Below are 18,174 nucleotides of genomic sequence, written 5' to 3' on the forward strand. Positions count from 1 at the left end.
GGAGATCACCGTGCCCGATGCCACCGTGCCAGACGTACCCCCGCCGCCCGCTGCCCCTGCGCCCACGCCACCGGTCGCGAGTTCCCGCGCTGACCTGCGGCATCGGCTCAACACGGCCACGGCGGGCTTCGAGGCGCCGCTCGCCGCCATCGACATGGACGCGTGGGACGTCAACGCGGCCGACCTCGTCCGGCGCGCCGCGGGCAAGCCGATCCGGGTGGCCAGCAAGTCGCTGCGCAGCCGGGCGCTGCTGCGCGAGGTGCTGGGCCGCGACGGCTTCCACGGCGTGCTGGCGCTGACGCTGTCCGAGGCGCTCTGGCTCGTGGGCACCGAGCTGAGCTCCGACGTCGTCGTCGGCTACCCCACCGCTGACCGGCGCGGCCTGGCCCGGCTGGCCGGCGACGACGAGCTGGCGGCCGGCATCACCATCATGGTCGACGACGTCGCGCAGCTCGACCTGGTCGACGCGGTGGCGCCGTCGGACGGTCGGGTCGAGATCCGGGTCTGCCTCGAGCTGGACCTCTCGTGGCAGCCCGTGGGCGGGCGCGTCCGCGTGGGGGCCAAGCGCTCGCCGTTGCACTCCGTCGACGACCTCGTCCGGCTCGCCCACGCGGTGCAGTCGCGGCCGGGGTTCCGACTGGTCGGCGTCATGGGCTACGAGTCGCAGATCGCCGGCGTGCAGGACGCCCCGCCCGGGCGCGGCTGGCGCGGGCGCATGGTGCGGTCCATGCAGAAGCGGTCGTGGGCCGAGCTGTCCGAACGGCGCATCGCCGCCGTCGAGGCGGTCCGCAAGTTCGCCGACCTCGAGTTCGTCAACGGCGGCGGCAGCGGCTCCGTCGAGCGCACGGTGTCGGACCTGTCGATCACCGAGGTCACGGCCGGGTCCGGGCTGCTGGCCCCGCGGCTGTTCGACGGCTACACGAGCTTCTCGCCGCGGCCGGCGGCGTTCTTCGCGGTGCCGGTGGTCCGCCGTCCGGCAGCGGGCATCGTCACCGTCGCGGGCGGCGGCTACATCGCCAGCGGCGCGGCCGGCGGCGACCGCCTCCCGGTCCCGTGGCTGCCCGAGGGCCTCACGCTGGACAAGAACGAGGGCGCCGGCGAGGCGCAGACGCCGCTGCTGGGCTCCCCCGCCGACGACCTCGCCATCGGCGACCGCGTCTGGTTCCGGCACGCCAAGGCCGGCGAGCTGTCCGAACGGTTCGACCAGTACTACCTCGTCCGCGGCGAGCGGCTGGTCGACACCATCGCGACCTACCGCGGCGACGGCAAGACCTTCCTTTAGACGGCGGCCGCGGCGGGTACGCTCCGGGCGTGCCCGTCGTCTCGCTGGACGCCCTCGTCCGACGCATCCGCGCCACCCTGCCGCGGGCCGGCTCGACGACGGTGGTCGCCGTCGACGGCCCGGCCGGTTCGGGCAAGACGACGCTGGCCGCCCGGCTGGCGGCGCGCCTCGACGACGCGCCGGTGGTGCACATGGACGACCTCTACCCCGGCTGGGACGGCCTCGCGCACGCCGCCACCACCGTCGCCGAGCAGGTGCTCGTGCCGCTCGCCGGCGGGCGCCCGGCCCGGTACCGGCGCTGGGACTGGCACGCCGACCGCTACGCCGAGTGGGTCGAGGTCCCGTCGGCGCCGGTCCTCGTGGTCGAGGGCTGCGGCAGCGGCTCGACGCCCGGGGCGGCGTACCTGGCGTTCCTGCTCTGGGTCGAAGCGCCGCACGACGTGCGCCTGGCCCGCGGCATCGAGCGCGACGGCGAGGCCTTCCGGCCGCACTGGGAGCGCTGGGCCCGGCAGGAGACCGCGCTCTTCGCCGCCGAGCACACCCGCGAACGGGCCGACCTGCGCGTCGACACGGCGTCCGCCGTCCCCCACGATCCCCTACGGGACGTGGTCGTCGAAGCGGAGGATGAGCCCGTGCCGGAACTCGGTTAGCGTACTGCCGTGCGTGTCGCCGAGCTGAACATCTACCCCGTCAAGTCGACCCGGGCACTGCCGCTGACGCAGGCCCAGGTCGAGCCGTGGGGGCTGGTCGACGACCGCCGCTGGATGGTCGTCGACGACTCCGGCTACGTGGTGACGGCGCGCGTCCGGCCGGCGCTGCTCGGCGTGCGGGTGACGCCGCTGGGCCGCGGCCGCATCCTGCTCGAGGGGCCGCACGCCGCCGCCGTCGAGGTCGACGCCACGACGTCGCGCGAGTACGTGCCGGTGCAGATCTGGAAGAACACCCTCGACGCCGTCCGGCCCAGCGTCACCGCCGACGCCTGGTTCGGCAAGCTCCTCGACGACGACGTCCGCCTGGTCTGGCTCGACGACCCCACCCGGCGCCCCGTCAACCCCGCGTACGGCCTGCCCGCCGACCGCGTGAGCTTCGCCGACGCGTTCCCGCTGCTGGCCACCACCACGGGGTCGCTCGCGCGGCTCAACGACTGGGTGGTCGAGGAGGCGCTGCTGCGCGGCGAGGAGCCGCCCGAGGCGCCGCTGCCCATGCGCCGGTTCCGGCCCAGCGTCGTCGTCGACAACGCCGAGCCGTTCGCCGAGGACACCTGGTGCAAGCTGCGCATCGGCGACGTCCCGTTCCGGGCGGTCAAGCTGTGCGACCGGTGCGTGCTCACCACCATCGACCCCGACACCCAGACGCGCGGCAAGGAGCCGCTGCGCACGCTGGCCCGGCACCGCAACTGGGACGGCAAGGTCTGGTTCGGTATGAACCTCGTCCCCGACGGCACCGGCACCATCGCCGTCGGCGACGAGGTTCGGGTCACCGCCGGCTGACGGTGCTACCGGTCACGGCAGCGGGTACGGGTCGTCGCCCGCGAACCTGATGCGCCCGGCCGCCTCGGCGCCGGCCGCCTCGAAGCGCTGCCCGAGCTCGGGATCGGTCGAGCCGAGGTGCAGCCACAGGCCGCCGCGCGGCCCGGCGGGCAGCAGCAGGCTGGGGCCGTCGTAGCGGCCGGCCAGCTCGTTGCCGAAGTAGACGACGGAGCCGGGATGCGCCAGGCACCCGTCGACCGCGCTGATGCACAGGGGTTCGTAGACGCGGTCCTTCTGCCAGAGCACGACGTCGACGCCGACCCCGGACGTGGTGACGTAGCGGCCCCAGACCGACGCGGAGTCCGGCCCCAGCTCGGACAGCGCGCTGTGGGTCAGGCCGGAGGTCCGGAAGCCGAACGTGCCGAGGCCGAGGCGCTCCTGCAACACGGCCACGACGTCGTCGACCGTGGCCTCGGACGCCGCGGCGTCCATGTCGATCGCGGTCCGCAGCTGCTCGGCCGGGCGGTCGCGGCCGACCTGCCACACCGCGTCGGCGACGGCGTCGGTCTCGTCCTGGGTGAGGGTGACGCCGGTGCCGGCCGGACGGACGACGGTGACGGCGGCTCCATCGCCCTCGAGCACCGTGATGTGATCGTTCTGGTCGACGTCGGCGGAGATGCGCCAGCGCCCGTCGGAGTCGGCGCCCTCCTGGCAGTCCTGCCAGCCGCCGGTGACCTCGAGCGCGGTGCCGGGCCGGCTGCAGGGCCGGAACGCCTCGGGATCGGTGCGGGCCTCCTGCAGCCAGACCCGCACGGTGAACGGGGCGCCGCGGCGCTCGAGCCGCAGCGAGAGGTCCGGCCCGGGACCGTCGCCGCCGGGGGCGAAGTCCGCCGCCGGGCCGACGTCGCCGGGCAGCACGGCCTCGACCGCCTGCCACATCTCCTGCTCCAGCGCGTCGACGCCGCCGTCGGGCCCCGCCACCGCCTCGTCCCGGATCACCTCGTCGAGGTCCGCGGGATCGCCGTCGACCAGCGACAACGGCGACGCGGGCAGCACCAGCACCGCCGCGGACACCGCCGCGACGAGGGCGCCGCCGGCCGTCCAGCGGCGTCGCCGGCGCCGCAGCGAGCGCCGGCCGCGGTCGACGTCGTCGCGGACGGGGACCTCCCGCTCCGGCTCGCCGGCCAGAGCGTCCTCGAAGAGCTCCCTGAGCTCGCGGGGACTCACAGCTGCTCCTTGATGGCCGCGAGGGTCTCGGACCCCAGCACCTCGCGCAGGCGGTCGAGGCCGCGGGCGGTCTGGCTCTTGACCGTGCCGGGACTGCAGTCGAGCAGCGCCGCGACCTGGTCGACCGACAGGTCCTCCCAGAACCGCAGCACCAGGACGGCACGCTGCCGCGGCGGGACCTCGGCCAGCGCCGTCAGCAGCTGGCCGCGGGTGCCGGGGTCGCCGAGGTCGGGCGACTGGCCGCCGACGGCGTCCTCGGGCACGACTCCGACGGCATGCTCGCGCCGCCAGGGCCGGCGGGTGGAGTCGATGTAGGCGTTGAGGAGGATGCGGCGGACGTAGGCGTCGGTGTCCTCACGCCGCCGCACCCGCCTCCAGTGCAGGTAGAGCTTGGTCAGCGTCTCCTGCACGAGGTCCTCGGCCGCGTGCCAGTCGCCGGTGAGCAGGAACGCGGTGCGCAGCAGCGACCGGCGACGGGCACGGACGAACTCGCCGTACGACGCCTCGTCGATGCCCAGCATGGTCCGCCCCTGTCGCTCGTCGCGCCCGCGCCACCACCTGGCGCAGTGGAGCGGCTTGCATCGTGACGATGTGCGTCCAGTATGTCAGTCAGATGCGGCAGGCGAGGATCTCGGTGACCAGGATGGCGCGGGCGCCGACGGCCCAGAGGTCGTCCATGACGCGCTGCGCCTCGGCCCTCGGCACCATGGCCCGGACGGCGACCCAGCCCTCGCGGTGCAGCGGCGACACCGTCGGCGACTCGAGGCCCGGGGTGAGGGCGCTGGCCTCGTCGACGCGGTCGGCGCGGATGTCGTAGTCCATCATCACGTAGCCGCGGGCGACCATGACGCCGTTGAGCCGGCGCAGCAGCAGGTCGACGGAGGCCGGGCGCTCACCGTCGGGCCGGCCGATGAGGATGGCCTCGGAGCGCAGGATGGGCTCGCCGACGATCTCGAGGCCGGCCTGGCGCAGCGTGGTGCCGGTCTCGACGACGTCGGCGATGACGTCGGCGACGCCGAGCTGGACGGCGGTCTCGACGGCGCCGTCGAGCCGGACCACCGAGGCGTCGACGCCGCGGTCGGCGAGGTAGTCGCGCAGCAGGCCGGCGTAGGACGTGGCGACGCGCAGGCCGCCGAAGTCGGAGACCTTCTCGGCCGTGCCGGGGCGGGCGGCGAAGTGGAACGTCGACCGGGCGAAGCCGAGCGGCAGCAGCTCCGCGGCCGAGGCACCGGAGTCGAGCAGCAGGTCGCGGCCGGTGATGCCGACGTCGACGGTGCCGGCGCCGACGTAGACGGCGATGTCGCGGGGGCGCAGGTAGAAGAACTCGACGTCGTTGTCGGGGTCGCGCAGCACCAGTTCGCGGCCGCCGTCGGAGCGCTGCCGGTAACCGGCCTCGCGCATCATCTCCGCGGCGGGTCCGGACAGCGAGCCCTTGTTGGGCACAGCGATCCGCAATGTCATCGGACAGAGCCCTTTCAGAGTTTGTTGTAGACGTCGGCGAGGGTCACGCCGCGGGCCAGCATGAGTACCTGCACGTGGTAGAGCAGCTGGGAGATCTCTTCAGCCGCCCGCTCCGTGCTCTCGTGCTCGGCCGCCATCCACGCCTCGGCGGCCTCCTCCACGACCTTCTTGCCGACGTGATGGACCCCATGACGGACCGCCTCGACGGTTCCGGAGCCGGCCTCACCGGACTCCACCTTCGCGGACAGCTCGACCCAGAGGTCATCGAAACTCTTCACGTCGCACAAGGGTACGGATACCGCACCCCTCGACGCCGGACCGGCTCACGGTCCGGACACGCGGCCCGTCTACGCGTAGCAGTTGCGCAGCGCAACGACGGTGGCCAGCGCGGCCTGCGTCGCCTCGTAGCCCTTGTCCTCCTTGGACCCCGGCAGCCCCGCCCGAGCCAGCGCCTGCTCCTCGTCGTCGCAGGTCAGCAGGCCGAAGCCCACGGGGACGCCGGTGTCGACGGCGACCCGGGTGAGCCCTTCGGTGGCGGCCTGGCAGACGTAGTCGAAGTGCGGCGTCTCGCCGCGGACGACCACGCCGAGCGCGACGACCGCGTCGTAGTTGGCGCGGGCCAGCCGGGCGGCGACGACCGGGAGCTCGAACGAGCCCGGCACCCGCAGCACCAGCGGGTCGTCGATGCCCGCCTCGTCCAGCGCCCGCTGCGCCCCGGCGATCAACCCGTCCATCACCTGCTGATGCCACAGCGAGGCGACGACGGCGACCCGGAGGTCCCCGACCTTGCCGATCTGCAGCTCCGGCGCGCCCTGACCGCTCATCGTCCGACGTCCTCTCGTTCCTCGTGGGGCTCCTGTGGCCCCGAGCCTGGCAGATCGCGCAGGTCGTGTCCCATGCGGTCCCGCTTCGTCGTCAGGTAGCGCAGGTTCTCGGGGTTGACGGCGACCGGCAGCGCGACCCGTTCGGCCAGCTTGAGGCCGTAGCCCTCGACGCCGGTCAGCTTGGCCGGGTTGTTAGTCATGAGGGCGATGGTGCGCACGCCGAGGTCGGCGAGGATCTGCGCGCCGGTGCCGTAGTCGCGGGCGTCGGCCGGCAGCCCCAGCTCGACGTTGGCGTCGACGGTGTCGAGGCCGCCGTCCTGCAGCTCGTAGGCCTGCAGCTTGTGCGCCAGGCCGATGCCACGGCCCTCGTGTCCGCGCAGGTAGACGACGACGCCGCGGCCGGCGCCGGCGACCATGTCGAGCGCGGCGCGCAGCTGGGGGCCGCAGTCGCAGCGCAGCGAGCCGAACGCGTCGCCGGTCAGGCACTCGGAGTGCAACCGGACCAGGACGGCGTCGTCGCCGACCTCGTCGGACGCCACGTCGCCCATGACCAGGGCGACGTGCTCGCTGCCGTCCAGGACGTCGCGGTAGGCGTGCGCCGTGAACGTGCCGTGCTGGGTGGGCAGGCGGGTCGTGGCGACGCGCTGGATCTGCCGCTCGGTGCGACGGCGGTAGCGGATGAGGTCGGCGATGGAGATCATGGCCAGGCCGTGCTCGTCGGCGAACTCGCGCAGCGCCGGCGCCCGCATCATGGAGCCGTCGTCGTGGACGATCTCGCAGATGGCGGCGGCCGGCGACAGCCCGGCGAGCTGGGCGAGGTCGACCGACGCCTCGGTGTGGCCGGGCCGGCGCAGCACGCCGCCGTCCTTCGCCCGCAGCGGGAAGACGTGGCCGGGCCGGGTCAGCTCGAACGCCTCGGTGGCGGAGTCGGCCAGCACCCGCACCGTGTGCGCGCGGTCGGCGGCGGAGATGCCGGTGCTGATGCCGTCGCGGGCGTCGACGGAGACGGAGTAGGCGGTGCCCTTGCGGTCCTCGTTGACGAACGTCATGGGCGGCAGCTTGAGCCGGTCGAGCTCGCTGGCCAGCATCGGGACGCACACCACGCCCGAGGTGTGCCGGATCATGAAGCCCATCAGCTCCGGCGTGGCGCGGGCGGCGGCGAAGATCAGGTCGCCCTCGTTCTCGCGGTCCTCGTCGTCGACGACCACGACCGCCTTTCCGGCCGCGATGTCGGCGATGGCCCGTTCGACGGAGTCCAGCTGGACGGTCATGCGCGCACTCCTGTCTCGAGCAGTCGTTCCACGTACTTGGCGACCACGTCGACCTCGAGGTTCACGCCGTCGCCGGGCTGCCGGCGGCCGAGCGTGGTGAGCTCGAGCGTGGTCGGGATGAGGCTCACCTCGAACCAGTCGGCGCCGAGCCCCGACACCGTCAGCGACACCCCGTCGACGGCGATCGATCCCTTCTCGGCGACGTAGCGGAGCAGGTGCGCCGGGGCCTCGATGCGGACGACCTCCCAGCGGCTGCCGGGCGTGCGCGCGACCACGCTGCCGACGCCGTCGACGTGACCCTGGACGATGTGCCCGCCGAGCCGGTCCGACGCCTTGACCGCCCGCTCGAGGTTGACGGCGTCGCCGCTGGTCAGCTTCGCCAGCGTGGTGCGGTCGAAGGTCTCGCGCATGACGTCGACGGTGAAGGTGTCGCCGTCGACGGCGGTGACCGTCAGGCAGACGCCGTCGACGGCGATCGATGCGCCGTGCACGGCGTCGCCCGCGACCTTGGGGCCGCGGACGGTGAGCCGGCCGTCCTCGGCGTCGCCCTCCGTCCGGAGCAGCTCGCCCAGCTCTTCGACGATCCCGGTGAACATGGCCTCACGCCTTCCTGTGGTCTTGCGGTCGTTCGCGCGGTGTTGCGGTGATGCGGAGGTCCGGGCCCACGGTCCGGACGTCGGTGACGTCGAGGCGGATGGTGTCGGCGATGGTGCCGACGCCGGCGTCGTGGAGGGCGGCCGGACCGGCGCCGAGCAGCGCGGGCGCGACGTAGCCGACGACGCGGTCGACGAGGCCGGCCTGCCAGAACGCGCCGGCCAGCGTGGGTCCGCCCTCGAGCAGGACGTAGCGGCGTCCCTGCTCGTAGAGGGCGTTCAGGAGCTTCGCGAGGTCGACCCGCCCGTCGGGGGTCGCGCCGACCTCTGCCGCCGTCGCGATCCACGTGGCCGCCTGGTCGTCGTGGACCCGGGCGGTCGCCGGCGTGCGGCCCCGGCTGTCGACGACGACGCGCAGTGGCTGCGGCCGTTCGCCGGCCGGGCCGGCGTCGGCCGGGCCGGCGTCGCTGGGGTCGAGACGGGCGGTGAGCTGCGGGTCGTCCGCGAGCACGGTCCCGGAGCCGGCGACGACGGTGTCGACGGCGGCCCTCAGCCGGTGGACGTCGGCGCGCGCCTCGGGACCGGTGATCCAGCGACTGGAGCCGTCGGCGGCCGCGCTGCGCCCGTCGAGCGTGGCGGCGAACTTCCAGACGACGAACGGCCGGTGGGTGCGGAACGGCGTGAGCCAGCGCGCGTTGGCGGTGCTCGCCTCGTCCTCGAGCACGCCGGCCTCGACGTCGACGCCGTGGGCGCGCAGGGTGGCCGCTCCCCCGGCGGCGACCGGGTTCGGGTCGGCGACCGCGACCACCACCCGGGCGATGCCCGCCTCGAGGAGCGCATGGGTGCACGGACCGGTGCGGCCGGTGTGGTCGCACGGCTCCAGCGTCACGACCGCGGTGCCGCCCCGGGCCCGCTCGCCCGCCTGCGCGAGAGCGTTGACCTCGGCGTGCGGGCCGCCGGCGTGCTCGTGCCAGCCCTCGCCCACCGTCGCGCCGGTCGCGTCGAGGATCACGCAGCCGACGTCGGGGTTGGGCGGCGTCGTGTAGGCGCCGTTCAGGGACAGCTCGACGGCACGGCGCATCGCCGCCAGTTCCCCAGGACTCGCCACCGGCCCTCCTCGCCTCATTCGGGCGAGCTCCGGGGCGGGCGCGGGTGCGCCACTGACGACCGGCTCGGCGGTTCGGGCGCGCACCAAGGCGCGACCAGCCGAGACGGCCGCGCGTGCTGCCTCCCATCCGGACTTTCACCGTCGGTCTCGGAGTTCCACCGAGTCAACCGGACGCCTCGTGTAGACGACGGCCGGGTCGCGGACTGTCACCGCCGGTTCGGACTTTCACCGACCCCGGAGCACGCGTTGTGTCTCTTGAAGGGTAACCGCCGCCGTCCGGCACGCATTCCCGGCCCCGCTTCAGACCTCCTCTCCGCGCCGGCGCGCGTCCAGCACCAGTGCCGCCCACGCGTCGGCCAGAGCGGAGACGTCAATGGTGACGGGCCAGGGGTAATCGGTGCTGAACATCGCCGACGAGGCTCGAGTGCGTTCGACGTACCAGCCGGAAGATGCATCGAGGCGCAGCTCGACGACGCTGGCACTGGCCGGATGGCGGTTCGGCACCACGATCCAGTACGCGGGCACCCCGGCCGACGCGTAGAGGGCGTGCTTCGTCGTGAGATCACGCAGAAGCGAGGTCGACGACACCACCTCGACGACCAGTGCGACGGCTTCGATCGGAATCGGTGTCGTCTCGGCCATCGACACGTGCGCGACCACGATGTCCGGCCCGACCTCGTCGTACTCGCCGATCCGCACCGGCTGAGCGCGATCGACCACCAGCGGACTGCCGCGGTTCGCCACCTCCAGCATGTTCGCCAGACACTCCGTCAGCGCGGTCTCGGCAGCGGTCGGCGGCGGCGACACGACGACGGAGCCCTCGATGAGCTCATAGCGAGGCCCGTCGGTGGGCAGTGCGTCCAGGTCGGACGTGCGGAACCCCAGCGGTCCAGGGGTGCGGTCGAGCACGTGGGTGGCGTTCACGGGGACTCCTCAGGGGCACGGATGCGGGCTGGACCGTCGCGATCGATCCGCGACCCGCACCACGCTAAGCAGCCGGTTCACCCGCTGTCGCCTCGTGGCGTTAGCCCGCCGGTTGCCCGAAAGGTTGCCCTGATCGGGCAACTCCGCCCGCTCCCGCCCCGCACCGTCGGGCAAACTCCACGGCTACCCCCGCATGCCTCCCGAACCCCGGAAGTTGATCTTGGAGGAAGCGGGCCATCAATCGGGCATATCGGATCGCAATACGCCACTTACTCCAAGATCAACGTCGAGGGCGGGCGGCGGTCAGTGGCCGGGGGCGGCCTTCTGGGCCAGCGCACGAAGCTCGGTCACCGCGGCGGCCGCGTCCTCGGCGCCGTAGACGGCGGAGCCGGCGACGAAGACGTCGGCGCCGGCGTCGGCGCAGCGCTCGATCGTGTCGGCGGACACCCCGCCGTCGACCTGGATCCGGATGTCGAGGCCGGACCGCGACACCAGCTCGCGCGCCCGGCGGATCTTCGGCAGGCACACGTCGAGGAAGGCCTGGCCGCCGAAGCCGGGTTCGACCGTCATGACCAGCAGCATGTCGATCTCGGGCAACAGGTCGGCCCACGGCTCGATCGGGGTGGCGGGCCGGAGCCCGACCCCGGCCCGTGAACCGTGCCGGCGCAACTCGCGGGCCAGCCGGACCGGCGCGGCGGCCGCCTCGGCGTGGAACGTGACGTTGTGGGCGCCGGCCTCGGCATACGCGGGCGCCCACCGGTCGGGTGCCTCGATCATCAAATGGCAGTCGATCCGCCGGTCCGTCCTGGCAAGGATCGCCTCGACCACCGGCAGCCCGAGCGTCAGGTTGGGGACGAAGTGGTTGTCCATGACGTCGACGTGCACGAGGTCGGCGTCGCCGAGGCGCGCGATCTCGGACTCGAGGTTGGCGAAGTCGGACGACAGGATGCTCGGCGCGATCTGAATCCCCACGGTCGCCCAGGCTACCCGCCTGGCCTCAGTGTTCGCCGCCGGACGACACGGGCGACGGCAGCGCGGCGCTCCGCGAGCGGCGCAGCACGACCAGCGCCTGCACGGCGGCGCCGACGACCACCAGCGCCCCGATGACGCTGGTCACCTCGACCGCGTGCGTGAACGCGCCGTCCGCCGCCGCCAGCAGCGAAGCCCCGGCCGACGACGGCAGTGACCCGGCCACGTCCACCGCGCCGCCCAGCGTCTCACGCGCCTGCGACAACGCCGCCCCGTCGACCCCCGGTACCGCACCCAGCGACGACGCGTACACCGCGGTCAGCACGCTGCCCAGGACAGCCGTGCCCAGACCGCCGCCCACCTCGTACGCCGTCTCCGACACCGCCGCCGCGGCACCGGCCCGGGCCGGGTCGACGGAGCCCATGATGATGTTGTTGGTGATCGTCTGGACCAGCCCGACCCCGGCGCCGACCAGCACGAACGCCGTCATGACCAGTCCGGCGCCGAAGCCCCGCCCGGCCAGCACCATGAGCCCGAACCCGCCCGCCACCACCAGCAGCGCCCCGAAGAGCAGCCACGGCGTCGGCACCCGGCGCATCAGCGGGACGGCGACCAGCCCGGTCAGGATCGCCAGCACGAGCCCGGGCACCAGCACCAGGCCGGACTCCAGCGGCTGCATGCCCAGCACGAGCTGCAGGTACTGCGTCATGAAGAACAGCGCGCCGATCATCGCGAACGTCGTCAGCAGGTTCGTCACGACGGACGCGCGGAAGGCCGGCCGGGCGAACAGCCCGAGATCCAGCAGCGGCGTCTCGAGCCGGCGCTGCCGCCGGACGAACGCCACCCCGACCAGCACGCCCGCCACCAGCGCCGCCACGTACCCGACCGACAGCGACCCCGTCGCCAGGCCCTTGATCCCGTACACGGCCGCCAGCATCGCCACCAGCGACAGCCCGGCGCTGGGCAGGTCGTACGGCCCCGGCGCGGGGTTCTTCGACTCCGGCACCAGGATCGGCGCGAAGATCAGCAGCAGCGCCAGCACCGGTAGCGCGACCAGGAACACCGAGCCCCACCAGAAGTGCTCGAGCAGCCAGCCGCCGACCACCGGGCCCAGGGCGGCGCCGGCCGAGAACATCGTCGCCCAGATCGCGATGGCGAGCGTCCGCTGCCGGACGTCGTGGAAGATGTTGCGGATGAGCGAGAGCGTCGACGGCATCAGCGTCGCCCCGGCCACGCCGAGCAGCGCCCGCGCGGCGATCAGCATCTCCGGCGACGTCGAGTACGCCGCCAGCGCGGACGCCACGCCGAACGCCGTCGCGCCGGCCAGGAGCAGCTTCCGCCGTCCGATCCGGTCCCCCAGCGTGCCCGCGGTGACCAGCAGCCCGGCGATCATGAAGCCGTACACGTCGACGATCCACAGCAGCTCGGTGCCCGACGGCGCCAGATCCGCGCTCAGGTGCGGGACGGCGAAGCTGAGCACCGTCATGTCGATGGAGATCAGCAGCACCGGCAGCAGGAGGACCACCAGCGCCAGCCACTCGCGACGTCCGGCAAGCAAGCGGTCCTGCTCCATGATCGCCATCTCATCCTCCGCCGAGGTAAACTTAACCGTCCAGACGGTACAGTAACTCATCGAAAGCGAGGTCCATTCCCGTGCCACGTCCTTCGTCCCGCGATCGCATCCTCGACGCGCTGCAGCGGATCCTGGTCGACACCGGCCTGCACGCGGTCACGCTGGAGGCCGTCGCCGACGAGGCCGGTGTGTCGAAGGGCGGCCTGCTCTACCACTTCCCCAGTAAGGAAGCGCTGATCACGGGCCTGGCCCGGCGACTGGCCGACAACGTCGAGGCCGACTTCGACAAGACCGAGACCATGACCCCGGACGACGTCGTCGACTACTACCTGCGGTCGTCTGTGGCGAGCTCCGACGACGCCGTCTACTGGCCGCTCCTCGCGGCGCTTCGCACCAATGACATCGCCAGCGACGAGGCCCGCGAACTGGTCATCTACTGCTTCGTTCGCTGGGCCGAGATCATCCGCAGGAACGTGCAGGACCCGGTGACGGCCGAGATCCTGCGCCTGGTCGGCGACGGGCTCTACCTCAGCGCGCTGGCCGGGCTGCCCATGCCGGACCCCGCCCTCCTGGACGAGGTCCGGCTCCGTCTGCGGCGCGAAGCTCGCGCCACGGCGACCGACGAACCGACGACCGCCGGCTAGCTGACCACCGCCGGCTCGACGTCGACCGGCAGCTGGGTCTCCTGCTGGCGGCTGACGGCGGCCGCCACCAGCCCGGCGAACAGCGGGTGCGGGCGGGTCGGGCGCGACTTGAGCTCAGGGTGCGCCTGCGTGGCCACGAAGAACGGGTGGACGTCGCGGGGCAGCTCGACGAACTCGACCAGCGTGCCGTCGGGCGAGGTGCCCGAGACCACGAGCCCGGCCTTGACCAGCCGGTCGCGGTGCTCGTTGTTGACCTCGAAGCGGTGCCGGTGCCGCTCGGTGACGCGGCCGGAGCCGTACAGCTCGCGCGCCAGCGTGCCCTCGCCCAGCACCGCCGGGTACGAGCCCAGCCGCATGGTGCCGCCGAGGTCGCCCTCACCGGCCACGATGCCCTTCTGGTCCTCCATGGTCGCGATGACCGGCTCCGGCGTGCCGGGGTCGAACTCGGCCGAGCTGGCCTGCACCAGGCCGGCCTCGGACCGGGCGTACTCGATGACCATGCACTGCAGGCCGAGGCAGAGCCCGAGGGTCGGGATCTGGTGCTCGCGGGCGTACCGGATGGCGCCGATCTTGCCCTCGATACCGCGGATGCCGAAGCCGCCCGGGATGACCACGCCGTCGACGTCGTGCAGCCGGGCCGCCGCGCCCTCGGGCGTCTCGCACTCGTCGGACGGGACCCAGCGGATGTGCACCTTGGCGTCGTTGGCGAACCCGCCGGCCCGCAGCGCCTCGGTGACCGAGAGGTAGGCGTCGGGGAGGTCGACGTACTTGCCGACCAGTGCGACGGTGACGTCGTGGCGCGGGTGGTGCACGCGGCGCAGCAGCTCGTCCCAGGCGGTCCAGTCGACGTCGCGGAAGGACAGCCCGAGCCGCTTGACGACGTAGGCGTCGAGGCCCTCGGCGTGCAGCACCTTGGGGATGTCGTAGATGGACGGGGCGTCGACGGCGGCCACGACGGCCTCGGCGTCGACGTCGCACATCAGCGAGATCTTCTTCTTCACGCCGGCCGGGATGGGCCGGTCGGACCGGCACACGATGGCGTCGGGCGTGATGCCGACCTGCCGCAGAGCGGCGACGGAGTGCTGCGTCGGCTTCGTCTTCAGCTCGCCCGACGGCGCGAGGTACGGCACCAGCGAGACGTGCAGGAAGAAGCAGCGGTCGCGGCCGACGTCGTGGCGGACCTGGCGCGCGGCCTCGAGGAACGGCAGCGACTCGATGTCGCCGACGGTGCCGCCGATCTCGTGGATCACGACGTCGACTTCGCCGTCGCCGATGCCGATCATGCGGTCCTTGATCTCGTTGGTGATGTGCGGGATGACCTGGACGGTGTCGCCCAGGTACTCGCCGCGGCGCTCCTTCGCGATGACGTCGGAGTACACCTGACCCGTAGTGACGTTGGCCGACTTGTTGAGGTCGCGGTCGAGGAACCGCTCGTAGTGGCCGACGTCGAGGTCGGTCTCGGCGCCGTCCTCGGTGACGAAGACCTCACCGTGCTGGAACGGGTTCATCGTCCCGGGGTCGACGTTGAGGTACGGGTCGAGCTTCTGCATGGTGACCCGGAGGCCGCGGGCGGTGAGCAGGCTCCCCAGCGAGGAGGCGGTGAGCCCCTTGCCGAGAGAGGACGCGACTCCACCGGTCACGAACACATGGGTGGTCGGCTGCAAGGCCAAGAGGGGCTCCCGTGGTCAATCCGTCAGCTGGTGGCTCAAGGCGAAGAACGCTGAACCTTGTTCCCACGGACCTCCAGCCTAACAGTTTCCCGGGGTCCTCCGTGCCGACTCGCCGCGACCCGTGTTCGCCGTCGTAGAACTTGATGAGATCTTTCTCCGATCGGGGTGGCTTGCCGATCTTGATCCGGTACGTTTGGCTTCGGCCACTTTCCCCCGTGGTGGCCACCGCCCCCGCCGGACTCGCGGCTGGCGGGGGCGGACCAAGCATGCGTCAACGCCCGGCGAGGTCCCGGCACAGGCCGGCGACCAGCCGGGCGTTGTCGTCCTCGTCCGGCCAGGTGGCGGCGTGGCGCCGGCCCCGCTCGCCCAGCTCCGACCGCCGTACCGGGTCGTCGAGCAGCGCGGTCACGGCCTCGACGACGGCGGTGACGTCGCCGACGGGCACCACCTGCGCGCCGTCGCCGACCAGTTCGGGGACGCCGCCGGCCGCCGTCGCGACCACCGGCAGGCCCACCTGCATCGCCTCCTGGATGACCAGGGGGCGGCCCTCCCAGACCGACGTCAGCACGTAGACGTCGGCGGCGCCCAGCAGGTCCGGGATGTCCGAGCGCCGGCCGAGCAGCCGCACCGGCAGGTCGTCCCACGTGATGGCCCGGTTCAGCTCGTCCTCCAGCGGCCCGTCACCCGCCACGACGACCAGCGGCGACGTCGTCAGCTCACGCCACCGCTTCGCGGCGGCCAGGAGGACGTCGAGGCCCTTCTGCTCGGCCAGCCGGTTCACCGCCAGCAGCAGCGGCCGCTCCCCCGCGCCGAGCTCGGCCCGGACGGCGGCGGCGTCGCGCTTCGCCGGCTGGACGCGCGGCGCGGCCACGGGCGCCAGCCGGACGTCGGGCGCGCCGAGCTCGCGGGCCCGGGCCACCAGGTCCGACGACACGCCCAGCGTGACGTCGGCCCGGCGCGCGGCCAGCCGTTCCAGCCTGCCGATGAGCACCCGCTTCGGCCCCGTCGCCAGGACGGCGTTGTGCCAGGTGGCCAGCAGCGGGACCCGCCCGGGACGCCGTCGGCCCAGGGCCAGCCCGGACAGCGCCGCCGCGCGGAACCCGTGCGCATGCACGACGTCGGTGCCGCGGAACGCCCGCCGCAGCCCGCGGACCGCCGCGAGGTCGGCCGGCGGGTTCGGCGCGCTGCCGATGCGCACCGGCGCGAACCGGGCGCCGGCCCCGGTGAAGTCGAAGCGTTCCTGGGTCTCGGCCGGGCCGACGACGCCGACCTCGATGCCCAGCCCGCCGAGCCGCTCCACGAGCGACCGCACGTGCATGCCGACGCCCCCCGCCGTCATGCCGACGACGATCGTCAGCCTCATCGCTCTCCTCCTGTGCTGGAAAGGGTCCAACCTAACGTTCGCCGCGCGCGCTGGTCTGCTGTCACGTCCTGGTCCCCAGTCACGCGTTCGGGCCGAGTTCGACCGTTTCGCGTGACGCCAGACCAGCACGTGACGGCAGACCAGGACGCTGTCACCCACCCGTTGCCAGACTCCCCACGCAAGCGTCAGCGGCGGAGCAGCGCGCGCAGGTCGCCGCCCAGGAGCGGCCAGGCCAGGACGGCGGCGACCACCGTCACCGCGAGCGCCGCCGCCACGCCGGCCAGCACCAGGTACCCCGCCGAGCCGTCGCCGAACGCCGACGCCACCGCCCATCCCACCGCCGCGCCCAGCCCCGCGGCGACGAGCCCCACCACGAAGGTCCGCGCGACGCCTGCCAGCGCCACGCCGCCGGAGTCGCGCACGACGCCGGCCAGCAGCAACACGCCCGCCACGCTGAGCCCGACGGTGTGCGCGACGCCCAGCGCCGCCGTCACGCCGTCCTCGCCGACCGACGACGACAGCACGACCGCCAGCGCGATGACCACGAGCCAGCCGCCCGCCGTCGCCGCCGCCGACGTCTTGCCGCGGCCGCGCGCGTACAGCGCCCGGCCGAGGTGCGCCACGAGCCCGTAGCCCACCAGGCCCGGCGCGAACGCCACCAGCGCCCACGCCATGCGCTCCGGCGGCGCGTCACCGGCGCCGATGGCCGCGAAGAACCGCGCGACCGGCCAGGCGACCGCCGTCAGCACCGCCGCGCCGAGCAGCGACACCAGCACGACAGCCCGGGTCGACCGTGCGAGCACGTCGGCATACGCGGGCCGCGACGTCTCCGCGTGCTCCGACAGCCGCGGGAACGCCGCCGTCGCGATGGGGACGGCCAGCACGGCGTACGGCAGCAGGTACACCATCCAGCTGTTCAGGTAGGTGACGGCGCCGCCGGTGCCGCCGTGCTCGTTCGACATCAAGTACGAGGTCAGATACGCCAACTGCTGCGCCACCAGCGTCACGAGCCCGGCGCCGGCCAGCAGCGCCGCACGCCGCCGCACGCCGTCGGGGAAGCGCAGCGTCGGCCGCACGCCGGTGACCCGCACCAGCATCGGCAGCAGGGTGGCCAGCGCCAGGGCCAGCACGCCCACCGTCGTGCCGCCGGCCAGCACCAGCTCGTCGCGGCGGTCCAGCGTCGACAGGTCGTCGGCGGACCCCGTGAACACCGCCCCGAACACCACGTACGCCGTCGCCACCACGACGCTGGACACCACCGGCGCGAGCGCCGCGGCCAGGAAGCGCTTGTGCGCCTGCAGCGTCCCCGCGGTCACGACCGCGATGCCGTACAGCGGGATCTGCGGCAGGAACAGCAGCAGCATGGCCCGCCCGACGGTGACGCCCTCGGAGCCGCCGGCGTCGCCGAGCATGACCGACATCAGCGGGCCGGCCACCAGCACGCCGAGCAGCGCCACCGGCACCAGCAGCACCAGCGTCCAGCCCAGCAACGCCGACACCGTCTGCTTGACGTGGGCGTGGTCGCCCCGCCCGGCCGCGGCGGCCAGAAGCGGCACGACGGCGCCCGCCAGCGCGCCGCCGGCGACGATCTCGAAGACGACGTTGGGGATCGCGTTGGCCGTCGCGTAGACGGAGCCGAGCAGCGTCTCGCCGACCTGCGCCTGGAAGACCAGTTGCCGGCCAAAGCCGACCACCCGGGCCAGCACACTGACCACGGCGATCAGCGCCGCTCCCCCGGCGATCCCGGCCGCCACCCCCGCGGCGACCCGCCCGGCGTCAGACCGGCGTGCGCTCAC

At 73.4% G+C, this 18,174-nt stretch carries 18 protein-coding genes and 1 riboswitch; of the genes, 4 read left to right on the forward strand and 14 right to left on the reverse strand.

Translation table 11 applies throughout. From position 1 onward, the window contains the following. Window positions 1-25 precede the first annotated feature (25 nt). The 3 genes from HD601_RS29650 to HD601_RS36125 are packed head-to-tail and all read left to right on the forward strand — an operon-like array spanning window position 26 to window position 2,772. Window positions 26-1,282 (forward strand): amino acid deaminase/aldolase, encoded by a 1,257-nt coding sequence (locus HD601_RS29650; protein WP_221441423.1) that lies wholly within the window; start codon window positions 26-28, stop codon window positions 1,280-1,282. Window positions 1,283-1,311: 29 nt separating this feature from the next. Then, window positions 1,312-1,932 (forward strand): uridine kinase family protein, encoded by a 621-nt coding sequence (locus tag HD601_RS29655; RefSeq protein ID WP_184828111.1) that lies wholly within the window; start codon window positions 1,312-1,314, stop codon window positions 1,930-1,932. A 9-nt stretch (window positions 1,933-1,941) separates the two neighbouring features. After that, on the forward strand, window positions 1,942-2,772 hold the full coding sequence (locus HD601_RS36125) for an MOSC N-terminal beta barrel domain-containing protein (RefSeq protein ID WP_184828113.1): 831 nt from the start codon (window positions 1,942-1,944) through the stop codon (window positions 2,770-2,772). A 12-nt stretch (window positions 2,773-2,784) separates the two neighbouring features. On the opposite strand, the gene HD601_RS29665 is transcribed toward HD601_RS36125, so the two are convergent. The 11 genes from HD601_RS29665 to HD601_RS29715 all read right to left on the reverse strand — a co-directional run bounded on the left by HD601_RS29665 (window position 2,785) and on the right by HD601_RS29715 (window position 12,701). After that, window positions 2,785-3,978, reverse strand: a complete 1,194-nt coding sequence (locus HD601_RS29665; protein WP_184828115.1) for a hypothetical protein — start codon at window positions 3,976-3,978, stop codon at window positions 2,785-2,787. Next, window positions 3,975-4,499 (reverse strand): SigE family RNA polymerase sigma factor, encoded by a 525-nt coding sequence (locus HD601_RS29670; protein WP_184828117.1) that lies wholly within the window; start codon window positions 4,497-4,499, stop codon window positions 3,975-3,977. Before HD601_RS29670 ends, HD601_RS29665 begins: the two co-directional genes overlap by 4 nt. Before the next feature lie 88 nt (window positions 4,500-4,587). After that, window positions 4,588-5,439, reverse strand: coding sequence for an ATP phosphoribosyltransferase (hisG, locus tag HD601_RS29675; RefSeq protein WP_184828119.1), 852 nt, complete (start codon window positions 5,437-5,439; stop codon window positions 4,588-4,590). A gap of 14 nt (window positions 5,440-5,453) precedes the next feature. Beyond that, the gene (locus HD601_RS29680) at window positions 5,454-5,717 is read right to left on the reverse strand and encodes a phosphoribosyl-ATP diphosphatase (protein WP_184828122.1); all 264 of its coding nucleotides are present in this window, start codon (window positions 5,715-5,717) and stop codon (window positions 5,454-5,456) included. Between the two features lie 69 nt (window positions 5,718-5,786). Continuing rightward, on the reverse strand, window positions 5,787-6,263 hold the full coding sequence (gene ribH, locus HD601_RS29685; protein WP_184828124.1) for a 6,7-dimethyl-8-ribityllumazine synthase: 477 nt from the start codon (window positions 6,261-6,263) through the stop codon (window positions 5,787-5,789). Further along, window positions 6,260-7,534: a bifunctional 3,4-dihydroxy-2-butanone-4-phosphate synthase/GTP cyclohydrolase II gene (locus HD601_RS29690; RefSeq protein ID WP_184828126.1), complete on the reverse strand. Its 1,275-nt coding sequence runs from the start codon at window positions 7,532-7,534 to the stop codon at window positions 6,260-6,262. Before HD601_RS29690 ends, ribH begins: the two co-directional genes overlap by 4 nt. Beyond that, window positions 7,531-8,130, reverse strand: coding sequence for a riboflavin synthase (locus HD601_RS29695; protein WP_184828128.1), 600 nt, complete (start codon window positions 8,128-8,130; stop codon window positions 7,531-7,533). Before HD601_RS29695 ends, HD601_RS29690 begins: the two co-directional genes overlap by 4 nt. Window positions 8,131-8,134: 4 nt before the next feature. Next, the gene (gene ribD, locus HD601_RS29700) at window positions 8,135-9,253 is read right to left on the reverse strand and encodes a bifunctional diaminohydroxyphosphoribosylaminopyrimidine deaminase/5-amino-6-(5-phosphoribosylamino)uracil reductase RibD (RefSeq protein WP_184828131.1); all 1,119 of its coding nucleotides are present in this window, start codon (window positions 9,251-9,253) and stop codon (window positions 8,135-8,137) included. Between the two features lie 91 nt (window positions 9,254-9,344). Further along, a riboswitch (FMN riboswitch) is annotated at window positions 9,345-9,482 on the reverse strand. Between the two features lie 53 nt (window positions 9,483-9,535). Next, on the reverse strand, window positions 9,536-10,144 hold the full coding sequence (locus HD601_RS29705) for a Uma2 family endonuclease (protein ID WP_184828133.1): 609 nt from the start codon (window positions 10,142-10,144) through the stop codon (window positions 9,536-9,538). 318 nt (window positions 10,145-10,462) lie between these two features. Continuing rightward, complete coding sequence (gene rpe / locus HD601_RS29710) at window positions 10,463-11,131, reverse strand: ribulose-phosphate 3-epimerase (protein WP_184828135.1); 669 nt, start codon at window positions 11,129-11,131, stop codon at window positions 10,463-10,465. Window positions 11,132-11,156: 25 nt separating this feature from the next. Further along, entirely contained in the window at window positions 11,157-12,701 is a 1,545-nt protein-coding gene (locus HD601_RS29715; protein ID WP_221441426.1) for an MFS transporter, read from the reverse strand. Window positions 12,702-12,781: 80 nt separating this feature from the next. On the opposite strand from HD601_RS29715, the gene HD601_RS29720 reads away from it, so the two are divergent. After that, window positions 12,782-13,345: a TetR family transcriptional regulator gene (locus tag HD601_RS29720; protein WP_184828140.1), complete on the forward strand. Its 564-nt coding sequence runs from the start codon at window positions 12,782-12,784 to the stop codon at window positions 13,343-13,345. Here HD601_RS29720 and pyrG read toward each other — a convergent pair. From pyrG to murJ, 3 genes are all read right to left on the reverse strand, one after another. Next, entirely contained in the window at window positions 13,342-15,015 is a 1,674-nt protein-coding gene (gene pyrG, locus HD601_RS29725) for a CTP synthase (protein WP_425503453.1), read from the reverse strand. The two genes, HD601_RS29720 and pyrG, sit on opposite strands and share 4 nt — an antisense overlap. A 271-nt stretch (window positions 15,016-15,286) precedes the next feature. After that, window positions 15,287-16,378 (reverse strand): glycosyltransferase family 4 protein, encoded by a 1,092-nt coding sequence (locus HD601_RS29730; RefSeq protein WP_184828142.1) that lies wholly within the window; start codon window positions 16,376-16,378, stop codon window positions 15,287-15,289. A 185-nt stretch (window positions 16,379-16,563) separates the two neighbouring features. Beyond that, window positions 16,564-18,174: a lipid II flippase MurJ gene (murJ, locus tag HD601_RS29735; protein WP_184828144.1), complete on the reverse strand. Its 1,611-nt coding sequence runs from the start codon at window positions 18,172-18,174 to the stop codon at window positions 16,564-16,566.

The sequence above is a fragment of the Jiangella mangrovi genome (assembly GCF_014204975.1).
Lineage (GTDB): Bacteria > Actinomycetota > Actinomycetes > Jiangellales > Jiangellaceae > Jiangella > Jiangella mangrovi.

Bases quoted from the DNA above. Each gene is read 5' to 3' on its own strand.
- hisG (WP_184828119.1), bottom strand. From the start codon at position 5,439: ATGACATTGCGGATCGCTGTGCCCAACAAGGGCTCGCTGTCCGGACCC.
- HD601_RS29715 (WP_221441426.1), bottom strand. From the start codon at position 12,701: ATGGAGCAGGACCGCTTGCTTGCCGGACGTCGCGAGTGGCTGGCGCTG.
- ribD (WP_184828131.1), bottom strand. From the start codon at position 9,253: ATGAGGCGAGGAGGGCCGGTGGCGAGTCCTGGGGAACTGGCGGCGATG.
- HD601_RS29670 (WP_184828117.1), bottom strand. From the start codon at position 4,499: ATGCTGGGCATCGACGAGGCGTCGTACGGCGAGTTCGTCCGTGCCCGT.
- HD601_RS29690 (WP_184828126.1), bottom strand. From the start codon at position 7,534: ATGACCGTCCAGCTGGACTCCGTCGAACGGGCCATCGCCGACATCGCG.
- HD601_RS29695 (WP_184828128.1), bottom strand. From the start codon at position 8,130: ATGTTCACCGGGATCGTCGAAGAGCTGGGCGAGCTGCTCCGGACGGAG.
- ribH (WP_184828124.1), bottom strand. From the start codon at position 6,263: ATGAGCGGTCAGGGCGCGCCGGAGCTGCAGATCGGCAAGGTCGGGGAC.
- HD601_RS29730 (WP_184828142.1), bottom strand. From the start codon at position 16,378: ATGAGGCTGACGATCGTCGTCGGCATGACGGCGGGGGGCGTCGGCATG.